General features: G+C 63.5%; 11 protein-coding genes and 2 tRNA genes. 11 read left to right on the top strand and 2 right to left on the bottom strand.

All coding sequences use genetic code 11. From position 1 onward, the window contains the following. The 10 genes from B2W70_RS13240 to B2W70_RS13195 form a co-directional block, all read left to right on the top strand. Positions 1-970: PQQ-binding-like beta-propeller repeat protein (locus B2W70_RS13240; RefSeq protein ID WP_286746333.1), on the top strand; the 970-nt coding region annotated here is incomplete at its 5' end. 85 nt (positions 971-1055) lie between these two features. Beyond that, positions 1056-2393: a ribosome biogenesis GTPase Der gene (gene der / locus B2W70_RS13235; RefSeq protein ID WP_286746331.1), complete on the top strand. Its 1338-nt coding sequence runs from the start codon at positions 1056-1058 to the stop codon at positions 2391-2393. A 78-nt stretch (positions 2394-2471) separates the two neighbouring features. Next, positions 2472-2711: an RNA chaperone Hfq gene (hfq, locus tag B2W70_RS13230; protein ID WP_058086182.1), complete on the top strand. Its 240-nt coding sequence runs from the start codon at positions 2472-2474 to the stop codon at positions 2709-2711. A gap of 44 nt (positions 2712-2755) precedes the next feature. Further along, entirely contained in the window at positions 2756-4009 is a 1254-nt protein-coding gene (hflX, locus tag B2W70_RS13225; protein WP_083505737.1) for a GTPase HflX, read from the top strand. Between the two features lie 158 nt (positions 4010-4167). Beyond that, positions 4168-5370, top strand: a complete 1203-nt coding sequence (hflK, locus tag B2W70_RS13220) for an FtsH protease activity modulator HflK (RefSeq protein WP_286746352.1) — start codon at positions 4168-4170, stop codon at positions 5368-5370. 30 nt (positions 5371-5400) lie between these two features. After that, a complete protein-coding gene (gene hflC / locus B2W70_RS13215) occupies positions 5401-6291 on the top strand; it encodes a protease modulator HflC (RefSeq protein WP_286746329.1) in 891 nt (296 codons plus the stop codon). A gap of 48 nt (positions 6292-6339) precedes the next feature. Continuing rightward, on the top strand, positions 6340-6504 hold the full coding sequence (locus B2W70_RS13210) for a DUF2065 domain-containing protein (protein ID WP_286746327.1): 165 nt from the start codon (positions 6340-6342) through the stop codon (positions 6502-6504). Positions 6505-6572: 68 nt separating this feature from the next. Further along, a complete protein-coding gene (locus B2W70_RS13205) occupies positions 6573-7766 on the top strand; it encodes an ATP phosphoribosyltransferase regulatory subunit (RefSeq protein WP_286746325.1) in 1194 nt (397 codons plus the stop codon). A gap of 33 nt (positions 7767-7799) precedes the next feature. Then, entirely contained in the window at positions 7800-9155 is a 1356-nt protein-coding gene (locus B2W70_RS13200) for an adenylosuccinate synthase (protein WP_286746323.1), read from the top strand. Positions 9156-9184: 29 nt separating this feature from the next. After that, entirely contained in the window at positions 9185-9706 is a 522-nt protein-coding gene (locus B2W70_RS13195; protein ID WP_058086178.1) for a phosphoribosyltransferase, read from the top strand. A gap of 216 nt (positions 9707-9922) precedes the next feature. Here B2W70_RS13195 and B2W70_RS13190 read toward each other — a convergent pair. Together B2W70_RS13190 and B2W70_RS13185 are read right to left on the bottom strand one after the other, a co-directional pair. Continuing rightward, positions 9923-10007: transfer RNA gene (locus B2W70_RS13190), tRNA-Leu, on the bottom strand. A gap of 311 nt (positions 10008-10318) precedes the next feature. After that, a tRNA-Leu gene (locus B2W70_RS13185) sits at positions 10319-10403 on the bottom strand. A gap of 161 nt (positions 10404-10564) precedes the next feature. Here B2W70_RS13185 and rnr point away from each other — a divergent pair. After that, positions 10565-12517: ribonuclease R (gene rnr, locus B2W70_RS13180; RefSeq protein WP_286746350.1), on the top strand; the 1953-nt coding region annotated here is incomplete at its 3' end.

Genomic DNA, 12517 nt, shown 5'->3' with positions numbered 1-12517 from the left:
GGTGGGCCCCACGGCCACGCTGGCGCTTGCCGGTGGACGTGTGTCCGTTGCGAGCGCCGATGGCAACCTGGTGGTGCTCGATGCATCCAGCGGCCGTGAGGCCTGGCGGGCCCAGGTCAAGGGCAATGTCTCCGCTGCCGCCGGTTTTGACGGACGCTACGCTGCCGTCGTGACCGACGCCAACGAGCTTCAGGTTTTTGACCAAGGCAAGCTGCTCTGGCAAGAGCGGCAGCCCGGTCGGGTCATGACCGCCCCTGTGGTGGCGGGCGAGCGCGTGTTCCTGCAGGCGGTTGACCGCAGCGTGCGCGCATACGACGTGCTCGACGGCCGCTGGCTCTGGTCTTACCAACGGCCTGGCTCCGAACCGCTCGCATTGGTTGCGCGCCTCCTGATCCAGCCGTTCCGTGACACCTTGCTGGTCGGGCAGGGCAACCGCCTGGTTGGCCTCGACCCTGTCAAAGGCACGCCCCGTTTCGATGTCAACGTGGGCACCCCTCGCGGCAGCAACGAAGTCGAACGCCTGGCCGACTTGGTGGGGCCCTTGGCCCGTGTCGATGACGAAGCCTGCGTGCGGGTCTTCCAGTTCTCTGTCGCCTGCCTCGAACTCAACCGCGGCAGCGTGCGCTGGAGTCGTCCGCAAGCTGGCACGCAAGGCGTTGCCGCTGACCTGCGTACCGTCGTGGGCGCAGATGGCGCCGATCGCCTGACTGCCTGGAAGGCCGATAACGGCGACTTCCTCTGGCGTGTCGATCGCTTTGTTCACCGAGGCCTGGGCACGCCCGTCATCTGGGGTGAACGGATCGTCGTTGGCGACGCCAAGGACTACGTTCACATCCTGGCCAAGGCAGATGGTCGCACCCTGGGTCGCATCGAGCTCGACAGCCCGCTGGCCGCTCCGCCGGTGGCCTCCGGTGACGTGCTGCTGGTGCTCACCCGCAAGGGCACGGTCTCGGCCCTGCGCATCAACTGACGCCGACGCTGATCGGCACCGCCCGGGCGCCCGGTATCTGGCGCCCGCTCAAGGAACGCCGGCTGACCGCCGGCGTCTGACGTTCATGAAACCTGTCATTGCACTGGTCGGTCGTCCCAATGTCGGCAAGTCGACCCTGTTCAATCGACTGACCAAAAGCCGCGACGCCATCGTTGCCGATTTCGCCGGCCTCACCCGCGACCGCCATTACGGTGAAGGGCGCCTGGGCAGCCACGCCTTCATCGCCATCGACACCGGCGGCTTCGAGCCCGAATGCAAAGAAGGCATCTTCAAGGAGATGGCCAAGCAGACGCGCCAGGCTGTCGCAGAGTCCGATGCCGTGATTTTCGTCGTCGACCTGCGCAACGGCCTGTCGGCCCAGGATCACGACATCGCGAACTACCTGCGCACCACCAACAAGAAGGTGCTGCTGGTGGCCAACAAGGCCGAGGGCATGCAGGATTCTCCCTTGCTGGCGGAGTTCTACGAACTGGGCCTGGGTGAGCCGATGGCCGTGTCTGCGGCGCACGGTCAGGGCATTCGCAGCCTGATCGAGCTGGCGCTGGAGGACTTCATCGATCCCGATGAAGACGAAGACGACACCCCCGAAGAAGATCGCCCCATCCGCTTGGCCGTTGCCGGCCGCCCCAATGTGGGCAAGTCCACCCTGATCAACACATGGTTGGGCGAGGAGCGACTGGTGGCCTTCGACATGCCGGGCACCACCCGTGATGCCATCACCGTGCCTTTCGAGCGCGACGGTCGCCGGTTCGAGCTCATCGACACGGCTGGCCTGCGTCGCAAGGGCAAGGTTTTTGAGGCCATCGAAAAGTTTTCGGTGGTCAAGACCTTGCAAGCCATCTCGGACGCCAACGTCGTGCTGTTGCTGGTCGACGCCACGCAAGGCGTGACCGAGCAGGATGCCCACATCGCCGGCTTCATCCTGGAGTCGGGCCGAGCCGTGGTCATCGCCGTCAACAAGTGGGACGCGATCGACAGCTACCAGCGCGAGATGCTGCAGCGCTCCATCGAGCACCGGCTGTCGTTCCTGAAGTTTGCGCCGGTCTACCACATCTCTGCCATCAAGCGCCAAGGCCTGGGACCGCTGTGGAAGGCCATTGCCGATGCCTACGCCTCGGCCACGCGCAAAATGCCCACCCCGGTGCTCACCCGCCTGCTGGCCGAGGCTGTGCAGTTCCAGCAGCCCAAGCGCGCAGGCAGCTTCCGGCCCAAATTGCGCTACGCCCACCAGGGCGGCCAGAACCCGCCGGTCATCGTCATCCACGGCAACTCGCTGGAGCACGTCTCCGACGCCTACAAGCGCTTCCTGGAGAGCCGCTTCCGAGAGCACTTCAAGCTCAGCGGCACGCCGTTGCGCATCGAAATGAAATCCTCCCAGAACCCCTTCAACGAGAAGGAGTGATGGGTTGGGGCACGCGCCCGGCACGGACTGTGTTAAGGTAAGCCCTGATTCTTTTTATTTTCCAACACGGAGCATATCGTGAGCAACAAAGGGCAACTCCTACAAGACCCGTTTCTGAACCTGCTGCGCCGCGAGCACGTGCCGGTCTCCATCTATTTGGTGAACGGCATCAAGCTGCAGGGTCACATCGAATCGTTTGACCAGTACGTGGTCCTGCTTCGCAACACCGTCACCCAGATGGTCTACAAGCACGCGATCTCCACCGTTGTGCCCGGCCGCGCGGTGAACTTCCACGCCAACGAAGGCGAGGAAGGCTGAGCGGCGTTTGCTGCATCTGCCTGAATTTTCTTTCAGCGTCGAACTTGCCAGCGCCTGCCCCCGAAATCCCCGTCTCAGGCGACCCTCGTGTTGTCCTGGTCGGGGTGGACTTCGGTCCCTCGCATCCTTTCGACCCCACGCTGGACGAGCTGGCTTTGCTGGCTGAATCGGCTGGGGACGTTCCCGTCGCCAAAGTCACGGCCAAGCGCCGTGCACCCGATGCCGCTTTTTTTGTCGGCTCAGGCAAGGCCGACGAGATCAAGTCGATCGTCACCCTCTACCAGGCCCACGGCGTGATCTTCGATCAGGCGCTGTCGCCAGCCCAGCAGCGCAACCTCGAGCGCCACCTGGGTGTCGAGGTGCTTGACCGAACGGGCCTCATCCTCGAGATCTTTGGCGCCCGAGCCCGCAGTCACGAAGGCAAGCTTCAAGTCGAGCTCGCTCGCCTGCAGTACCTCTCGACTCGCCTGGTGCGCCGCTGGAGTCACCTGGAGCGTCAGCGTGGCGGCGTGGGGCACCGTGGTGGCCCGGGTGAAACCCAGATCGAGCTCGACCGGCGCATGATCGACCAGAAGATCAAGTCGCTCAAAGAGCGATTGGCCAAGGTCAAGCGGCAGCGCAACACCCAGCGCCGATCGCGTGAACGCGCCGAAACCTTCCGCGTCTCGTTGGTGGGCTACACCAACGCCGGCAAGTCGACTTTGTTCAATGCGTTGACCAAGGCCGGCACGTACGCGGCCGACCAGCTGTTCGCCACGCTGGACACCACCACCCGCCAGATGTTTCTGGCGCAGGCACAGCGCAGCGTCACGCTGTCTGACACCGTCGGCTTCATCCGCGACCTGCCACACAGCCTGGTCGAGTCCTTCGAGGCCACGCTGCAGGAAGCCGCAGAGGCCGACGTGCTTTTGCACGTGGTGGACGCAGCCTCTCCCGTTCTGCACGAGCAGATCGACGAGGTGCTGCGTGTGCTGGACAGCATCGGGGCGGGTCAACTGCCGCAGGTCCTGGTGTTCAACAAGTGCGACGCCTTGCCCGAGCACCAGCAACCCCGTCATGCGCGCGACCTGTACGAATTGCCTGACGGCCGTCGATGCGAGCGCATTTTTGTCAGCGCCCTGAGGGGCCAGGGCCTGGACGTGTTGCGTGAGGTGCTCGCGCAAGCCGCCACCGGCAGCCTGTTTGGTGATTGCCGCACACTTCAAGCGTCCGATCCCCGATTCGACATGCACAATGCGCTCGACGAGGCGCCGCCGTCGGGCGACGACCCTCTTTCCTCTCAATCTGTCCGAACATGAACATGCATGCCATCGATGAGGGCCAATCGCCCGCCAGTCGCTCCGGTTCTCCCGCTTCGGTCCGCCTGACGGTGGCTGCGGGTGCCGTGTTCGAATTCCTGGGTGGGGCAGGGCGCCGTGCGTCCTGGATCCTGCGAGGCCGGCCGGCGCCATCCGTCATGTACAACAACCGCAACGACGGGCCTCCCGATCTCGATGAGCTCTGGCGCGACTTCAATCGCAAACTCAGCGGCTTGTTCTCCGGGCAGGGCGGTGGCGGAGACAACCAGGGCAACGGCTCGGGAGGTGGTTTCACACCGGACCCCACCGGTGCTGGCATTGGGGCTGGCCTGATCGTCGGGCTGGTTGCCCTGGTGTGGTTGGGCAGCGGCTTCTTCATCGTGCAGGAAGGCCAGCAGGCCGCGGTGATGTCGTTTGGCCGCTTCAGTCACACGGTGGACGCCGGTTTTCAGTGGCGTGCGCCGTACCCGTTCCAGAGCCATGAAATCGTCAACCTGACGCAGCTGCGTTCGATCGACGTGGGCAGCAACTCCGTCATGCAGGCCACAGGCTTGCGTGATTCGTCGATGCTCACGCGTGACGAGAACATCGTCGACATCCGTTTTACGGTGCAGTACCGCCTGGCTGACGCTCGCCAGTACTTGTTCGAGAACCGCAGCCCCGACGAGGCTGTCCTTCAAGCGGCCGAGTCCGCGGTGCGGGAAATCGTCGGCAACAGCACGATGGACTCGGTGCTCTACGAACAACGTGATGCCATCGCAACCGACCTCGTCAAGTCCATCCAGGCGCAGCTCAACAAGCTCAAGGCAGGCGTTGTGGTGGCCAACGTCAACGTGCAGAGCGTGCAGGCCCCTGAGCAGGTGCAAGCCGCCTTCGACGACGCCTTCAAGGCCGGCGCAGACCGCGAGCGCCTGAAGAACGAAGGCCAGGCCTACGCCAACGACGTGATCCCCAAAGCTCAGGGCACGGCCGCACGCCTGCGCGAAGAAGCCGCCGGCTACTCCGCTCGCGTGGTGGCTCAGGCCGAGGGTGATGCGCAGCGCTTCAAGGCTGTGCTGACCGAGTATCAGAAGGCACCAGCCGTCACGCGAGACCGGCTCTACATCGACACCATGCAGCAGGTCTACAGCAACGTGACCAAAGTCATGGTTGATTCACGCCAGGGCTCCAACCTCCTGTATCTGCCGCTCGACAAGCTGATCCAGTCGACTGCACCAGGAGCCGCCCCCGTGGGTTCGCTGGCACCTGCCGGCGCTGCGAGCCAGCCGGCCGACGTGCCCGCGCCCCTGGCCAGTGGCAACGCCACCCCGGACCCGCGCTCTCGCGATGGCGGCCGCAGCCGCGATCGCGACGGCCGCTGACCCGCACACGCCCTTCATCAGGAACCAGACATGAATCGCATCGGCTCCATCCTCATCGGCGTCCTGCTCGTCATCATCCTGGCCGCGTCCACGTTGTTCGTGGTCGATCAGCGTCAGTTCGCCGTCGTCTATGCCCTTGGTGAAATCAAGGAAGTCATCAGTGAACCTGGCCTCAAGGCCAAACTGCCGGCTCCCTTGCAGAACGTGGTCTTCCTTGACCGTCGCGTTCAGACCCTGGACAGCCCCGAGTCGCGCCCCATCTTCACCGCTGAAAAGAAGAGCCTGGTCATCGACTGGCTCGTGAAGTGGCGCATCACCGACCCCAAGCAGTTCATCCGCAACAACGGCGTCGACATCCGCAACCTCGAGAACAAGCTCGCGCCTGTTGTTCAGGCCGCGCTCAACGAAGAAGTGACCAAGCGCACCGTCGGTGCCGTGCTGTCTGCAGAGCGCGAAAAGGTCATGCAGGGCGTGGTCAAACGCCTGGCCGATGAGGCACGCAGCTTCGGCATCGAGGTGGTGGACGTGCGCATCAAGCGCGTCGACTTCTCGGCTCAGATCACCGACTCGGTCTACCGACGCATGGAGTCCGAACGCAAGCGCGTGGCCAACGAGTTGCGCTCGACCGGTGGTGCTGAAGGCGAAAAGATCCGCGCTGATGCCGATCGCCAGCGCGAAATCATCGTGGCCGAGGCCTACCGTGATGCGCAGAAGATCAAGGGCGAGGGCGACGCCAAAGCTTCGGCCTTGTATGCCGAGTCTTTTGGTCGCGACCCTCAGTTCGCCCAGTTCTACCGCAGCCTTGAGGCCTATCGCGCCACCTTCCGCAGCAAGTCGGACGTGGTGGTGATGGACCCGAGCAGCGACTTCTTCCGCGCGATGCGTGGAGCAGGTGCTGCGTCGGCGCCGGCCCGCAAGTGATCCGCGCCAGGCGCTAGCGTCGCTGTGCCTGCGTCTGAAGCCATCTGGATGGCGGTGGCCCTCGTGCTGGTGTTCGAGGGGCTGCTGCCAGCGATCAATCCCAGCTCATGGCGGCGCCTGTTCGAGCAGATGCTGCAACTGCCGGATCACCAGATCCGGGCCTTCGGTTTGGCCAGCATGGTGGCCGGGCTCGTGATCTTGTGGGTGCTTTGAGCCCGGAATTGTCGAATCTGCCGTGATCACCCGGTAGAATCTCCGTTTTAACCCCCACCCGTTTTCTTATGTCGTCTGCTTGGCTGTTGCCAGAGCACATCGCCGACGTCTTGCCTGCTCAGGCGCGACGCCTGGAAGAATTGCGACGCGTCTGGCTTGACGTGGCGCGCGGCTACGGCTTCGAGCTGGTCATGCCGCCGCTGCTCGAGCACCTTGATTCGCTGTTGTCCGGAACGGGTCATGCCCTCGACCTGCGCACCTTCAAGTTGGTGGACCAGCTCTCGGGCCGCTCCCTGGGTGTGCGGGCCGACGCAACGCCTCAGGTCGCTCGGATCGACGCCCACCTGCTCAATCGCCAGGGCGTGACCCGCCTGTGCTACTGCGGGCCGGTTTTGCATGCCCGCGCGGCCAGCCCGCACGCCAGCCGCGAACCACTCCAGCTGGGTGCTGAAATCTACGGGCATGCTGGCCTTGAAGCCGATCTGGAGGCCGCTGAGCTGGCGCTCGATGGCTTGCAGTCGGCGGGTCTGTCCGGCCTCGTCATGGATCTGGCAGATGTGCGCCTTGTCGATGGCGTGCTGGCTGGCTTGGGCGCGGCAGACCTGCCCGCAGCCGAGCGCGATGCCCTGATTGCTGCCTTGTCCAGCAAGGATGTCGGCACGCTGCGGCAGCTGGCCCGCCAAGGTCGACTGGGCACTTCCAGCCAGGCCGAAGACGTGTTGGTGGCGTTCACGCGCCTGTATGGCGATGAATCTGTGCTCGCTCGCGCTCGCGAAGTGCTGCCAGCCCATGCCCTGGTCACGTCGGCGCTGGACGACCTTGCCTGGCTGGCGGAGCACCTGCGTGCCGTGCGTCCCGAGGTCCAGGTCGGCTTTGATCTGTCCGACCTCAGCGGCTACTCTTACTACAGCGGCACCCGTTTTGCGGTCTACGGCATGGCTCATCCCGATGCCCTGGTCCGAGGCGGTCGCTACGACGAGGTCGGTGCCGTTTTTGGTCGTCGCCGTCCCGCCGTGGGCTTCGGCCTTGACCTCAAGGTCCTGGGCGATGTCCTGGCTGGTCGCCAGACCGTCGCCACGCGCATGGCCATCCGCGCGCCCTGGGGTCAGGCCCCGGCGTTGCGTCAGGCTGTTCGCGACCTGCGCGGGCAGGGGCACACCGTGGTGTGTGTGCTGCCCGGACACGAACACGATGTCCAGGAATTCGAGTGCGACCGTGAACTGGCGCTCGTCGATGGACGTTGGCTGGTGCGCCCTCTCTGAGGCGCCCAAACCCTCCCGATACAGGAATCCGCCATGCAAAGCCCCACCGCGTCGGCACGCGCCGAATCCGCTCCCGCTCGCAACGTCGTCGTCGTCGGCACCCAGTGGGGTGACGAAGGCAAAGGCAAGGTCGTCGACTGGCTGACCGACCATGCCGCCGCTGTCGTGCGCTTTCAGGGTGGCCACAACGCCGGCCACACCCTGGTCATCAACGGCAAGAAGACCGCGCTGCAACTGATCCCCTCCGGCATCATGCGCGAGGGCGTGGCCTGCTACATCGGCAATGGTGTGGTGGTGGATCCGACCCACCTGCTGTCCGAGATCGAGCGCCTGGAAGCCGCCGGCCTGAACGTGCGCTCGCGCCTGTTCATCAGCGAATCCTGCCCGCTGATCCTGCCTTTCCACGTCGAGGTCGACAAGGCGCGCGAGGCGCTGCGTGAGACCAGCGGATCCGGCAAGATCGGCACCACCGGCAAGGGCATCGGTCCGGCTTACGAAGACAAGGTGGCTCGCCGCGCCCTGCGCGTTCAGGACCTCAAACACCCTGATCGTTTCGCCAAGAAGCTGACGGAGTTGCTGGAGCTGCACAACTTTGCACTGACTGGCTACCTCAAAGGCGGAGCGCTGGAATTTCAGCCGATCTTCGACCAGGCCATGAAGGCGGCCGAGCAGATCCTGCCCATGCTGGCAGACGTTGGCGTGAAGATCCATGGGCACACCCTGGCGGGTGGTTCGGTGCTGTTCGAGGGTGCACAAGGCACGCTGCTGGACATCGACCATGGCACCTACCCCTATGTGACCTCGTCGAATTGCGTGGCCGGCAACGCCGCAGCAGGTTCAGGCGTGGGTCCCGACAAGCTGCACTACATCCTGGGCATCACCAAGGCTTACACCACGCGCGTGGGCAGTGGCCCATTCCCGACGGAACTCGACTGGGAGGCCCCCGGCACCGTTGGCTACCACCTGTCCACCGTGGGGCAGGAGCGTGGCACGGTCACTGGCCGGGCACGTCGTTGTGGTTGGCTCGATGCGGCCGCCCTCAAGCGCTCGGTGTTGATCAATGGCATCTCCGGCATCTGCCTGACCAAGCTCGACGTGCTCGATGGCCTGTCTGAAATCAAGGTCTGCACCGGCTACAAGCTGCGCGGCGAAACCATCGACATCCTGCCCCTGGATGCCGACGACATCGTGGCCTGCGAGCCCATCTACGAAACCTTCCCTGGCTGGGAGGGCACGACCTTTGGCCTGACCACCTGGGAACAGTTGCCGGCCAATGCCCGCGCCTACCTGGAATGCGTGCAGAAGCTCATCGGCGCGCCCATCGACATGGTCTCGACCGGCCCTGATCGTGATCACACCATCTTGCTGCGCCACCCCTACAAGGGCTGAGCTCGGCTGTTCTGAAGCAGAGGAATCACATGCTCACCGACGATGGCAAGCACCTGTACGTGTCCTGGGATGAATACCATCACCTGATCGAGAAGCTCGCCCTTCAGGTTCACGACTCGGGTTGGGAGTTCGATCAGATCCTGTGTCTGGCCCGCGGTGGCATGCGACCGGGAGACGTTCTCTCGCGCGTGTTTGACAAGCCTTTGGGCATCATGTCGACCAGCTCCTACCGTGCCGAGGGTGGCACCTTGCAGGGGCGCCTGGACATGGCTCAGTACATCACCATGCCCAAGGGGCAACTGGCTGGTCGCGTGTTGCTGGTCGATGACCTGGCTGACTCAGGGGTGACCTTGCGTGCTGTGGTCGATCGCCTGCGTGCGATGCCGGCCATCGAGGAGTTGCGCAGCGCGGTGATCTGGGTCAAGGGCGTGTCCTCATACACCCCTGAGTACTACGTTGACACATTGCCCACCAGCCCCTGGATCCACCAGCCTTTCGAGGCATACGATTCGATGCGGCCTGAGGCCATTCGCAAGCGCCATCAAGGTTGATGATGTGCTGACAGTCAGAAGGGCGCTCAGGCGCCCTTTTTCACGCGTCGACGCATCCCGAGTTTGTTCGCGCAGTCGTTGGTGTGGTGCTGGCGCCCAAGCCGTGCATGCGATGGACGGCGCGCATTGCCGTCTTTTCCGAGCCATTTGAAAAAGATCGCATGCGCATGAGCAATGAAAAAGCCGCTTGACCTTTCGATCAAGCGGCTCTTCAATTGGTGCCCAGGAGAGGACTCGAACCTCCACGGAGTTACCCGCTAGTACCTGAAACTAGTGCGTCTACCAATTCCGCCACCTGGGCAGGTACTTGTTTGATTTCGCTGCGCTGACTTGTTTGAAAGCCCTGCAACGAATCAAGAACGCTAGTCTAGCATGTCTTTGAAAGCCAAGTCCAGCGCTGTGTCGTTTCGTGCACAGATAGATGGGGCGGGGCGTTTTGTCGTCTGCTTGCGACAGCCGTCAGCGAGGGCCCAATGGTGTAACGTGTGGACATGCCCGGAACCTGTGGTGGAGCCTGTTTTGCTGGTCGTTGCGACGGCCATGGCGATGGTCGCCGCGACCCATCGCGGCAAGAAAAAAGCCGCTTGATCATCGACCAAGCGGCTTTTCATTTGGTGCCCAGGAGAGGACTCGAACCTCCACGGAGTTACCCGCTAGTACCTGAAACTAGTGCGTCTACCAATTCCGCCACCTGGGCAGGTACTTGTTTGCTGTTTGCTTCAATTTTTTGGGCATGTGCAACCGCTTTCGCAGCCGCTGCAGGCATTCAAGAAATTTGTTTTGCAAATCAGCGAAGAATTCGATTCTAGCATCAAAATCTCAAGCATGACAACACCCCCCGCCCAATTTGTGAGCCTGATGAGTGAAATCGTCGGAGCCGTCCAGGGACATCGAGATGGTCACGGCTTTGTCGTCAGCGACGACGGCGAGTCCAGTGTCTACCTTCCGCCGCAAGAGATGCGCTCGGTTTTGCACCGCGATCGCGTGAAGGTGAGGGTGGTTCGCTTCGATCGGAAGGGGCGTCCTGAGGGTTTGGTGCTCGAGATCGTCGAGCGTCGCAAGACACCGATCATTGGCCGGTTGCTCAACGAGGGCGGGGCCTGGCTGGTTGCGCCGGAGGACAGGCGCTTTGGTCAGGACATCCTCATTCCGGCCAAGGCCACGGCAGGCGCAGAGGCCGGACAAGTGGTGTCTGTGGAGTTGACCGAGGCGCCATCGCTCACGGCGCAACCTGTCGGTCGGGTTGTCGAGGTGCTGGGCGGCATCGATGACCCGGGCATGGAGATCGAGATCGCGGTGCGGAAATACGAGGTGCCGCACCGCTTCCGCGATGACGTGCTGGCTCAGGCTGCCAAGTTGCCCGAGAAGGTGAGGGCGGCCGACAAGAAAGGGCGCATCGACCTGACCGACGTGCCCCTGGTGACCATTGACGGCGAAGACGCGCGTGACTTCGATGACGCGGTCTATTGCGAGCCTGCCGTGATCGGTCGTGGCAAGACCCCGAACGCCTGGCGCTTGATCGTGGCCATCGCCGACGTCAGTCACTACGTCAAGCCCGACGAGCCCCTGGACCGGGACGCTTATGAGCGAGCGACCTCGGTCTACTTTCCTCGGCGCGTCATCCCGATGCTGCCGGAGAAGCTCTCCAATGGCTTGTGCTCGCTCAACCCCGAGGTCGAGCGACTGTCGATGGTCTGCGACATGCTGGTCACAGCCGAAGGTGAGTTGCATGCCTACCAGTTCTTCCCGGCGGTCATCAATTCGCATGCGCGCCTGACCTACACCGAAGTAGCGACCATCCTGGGCAACACGCGCGGTCCCGAAGCTCAGCGCCGCGCTGCGCTGGTGCCGCATTTGCTGCACTTGCACGAGGTGTACCGCGCTTTGTTGAAGGCTCGTTCCAGCCGTGGCGCCGTGGATTTTGAAACCACCGAAACCCAAATCGTTTGCGACGAGAACGGGCGCATCGCGCGCATCGTCCCGCGTGTGCGCACCGATGCCCATCGGCTCATCGAGGAGTGCATGCTGGCGGCCAACGTCTGCTCGGCCGACTTCATCATGCGTGGCAAGCACCCATCGCTTTACCGGGTGCACGAGGGCCCTACACCCGAGAAGCGCAGCACCTTGCGCAACTACTTGAAGGCGCTGGGCCTGGGGTTGGGCATTGGTGAAGAGCCCACGCCGGGAGAGTTCCAGGCCATCGCACAGGCCACGAAGGAGCGGCCCGACGCCATGCAGATCCACACGATGCTGCTGCGCTCGATGCAGCAGGCCATCTACACGCCCACCAACAGCGGGCACTTCGGCTTGGCGTATGAGGCTTACACGCACTTCACCAGCCCGATTCGCCGTTATCCGGACCTGCTCGTGCATCGCGTCATCAAGGCCTTGCTTGGCAGCGCTCGTTACAAGCTGATCCTGCCGCCTGTGGTGTCGTCCACGGGTAATTTCAAGCGCAAGCCAGGTGGCAAGCCGGAGGCCTCGAAGGGTCTGCCCAAGGCGCCTGTCAAGGTGGCTGCGCGCATCAAGTTGCCGCCAGCCGAGGCGGCCGCCTGGGAGACCGCGGGCATCCATTGCAGCGCCAACGAGCGCCGGGCGGATGAGGCTTCGCGTGACGTCGAGGCGTGGCTGAAGTGCATGTTCATGCGTGAGCGCCTGGGTGAGGAATATGGCGGCACGGTCAGTGCGGCAACGACGTTCGGGCTGTTTGTGCAACTTGACGGCTTGTATGTTGAAGGCTTGATCCACATCACCGAGCTCGGTGGCGAGTACTACCGGTTTGACGAAGCCCGCCAGGAGTTGCGCGGTGAG

Origin of the sequence: Aquabacterium sp. UBA2148, from assembly GCF_002328915.1 — a bacterium.
GTDB lineage: Bacteria > Pseudomonadota > Gammaproteobacteria > Burkholderiales > Burkholderiaceae_C > Aquabacterium > Aquabacterium parvum.
Note: the sequence above shows the minus strand (reverse complement) of the source record. Positions and strands in the feature narration are given on the sequence as shown.

What these genes read in the sequence shown, in the direction of transcription:
- B2W70_RS13195 (WP_058086178.1), top strand. Translation starts at nt 9,185, where the DNA reads ATGCTCACCGACGATGGCAAGCACCTGTACGTGTCCTGGGATGAATAC.
- hflK (WP_286746352.1), top strand. Translation starts at nt 4,168, where the DNA reads ATGTACAACAACCGCAACGACGGGCCTCCCGATCTCGATGAGCTCTGG.
- der (WP_286746331.1), top strand. Translation starts at nt 1,056, where the DNA reads ATGAAACCTGTCATTGCACTGGTCGGTCGTCCCAATGTCGGCAAGTCG.
- B2W70_RS13205 (WP_286746325.1), top strand. Translation starts at nt 6,573, where the DNA reads ATGTCGTCTGCTTGGCTGTTGCCAGAGCACATCGCCGACGTCTTGCCT.
- hflC (WP_286746329.1), top strand. Translation starts at nt 5,401, where the DNA reads ATGAATCGCATCGGCTCCATCCTCATCGGCGTCCTGCTCGTCATCATC.
- B2W70_RS13200 (WP_286746323.1), top strand. Translation starts at nt 7,800, where the DNA reads ATGCAAAGCCCCACCGCGTCGGCACGCGCCGAATCCGCTCCCGCTCGC.
- B2W70_RS13210 (WP_286746327.1), top strand. Translation starts at nt 6,340, where the DNA reads ATGGCGGTGGCCCTCGTGCTGGTGTTCGAGGGGCTGCTGCCAGCGATC.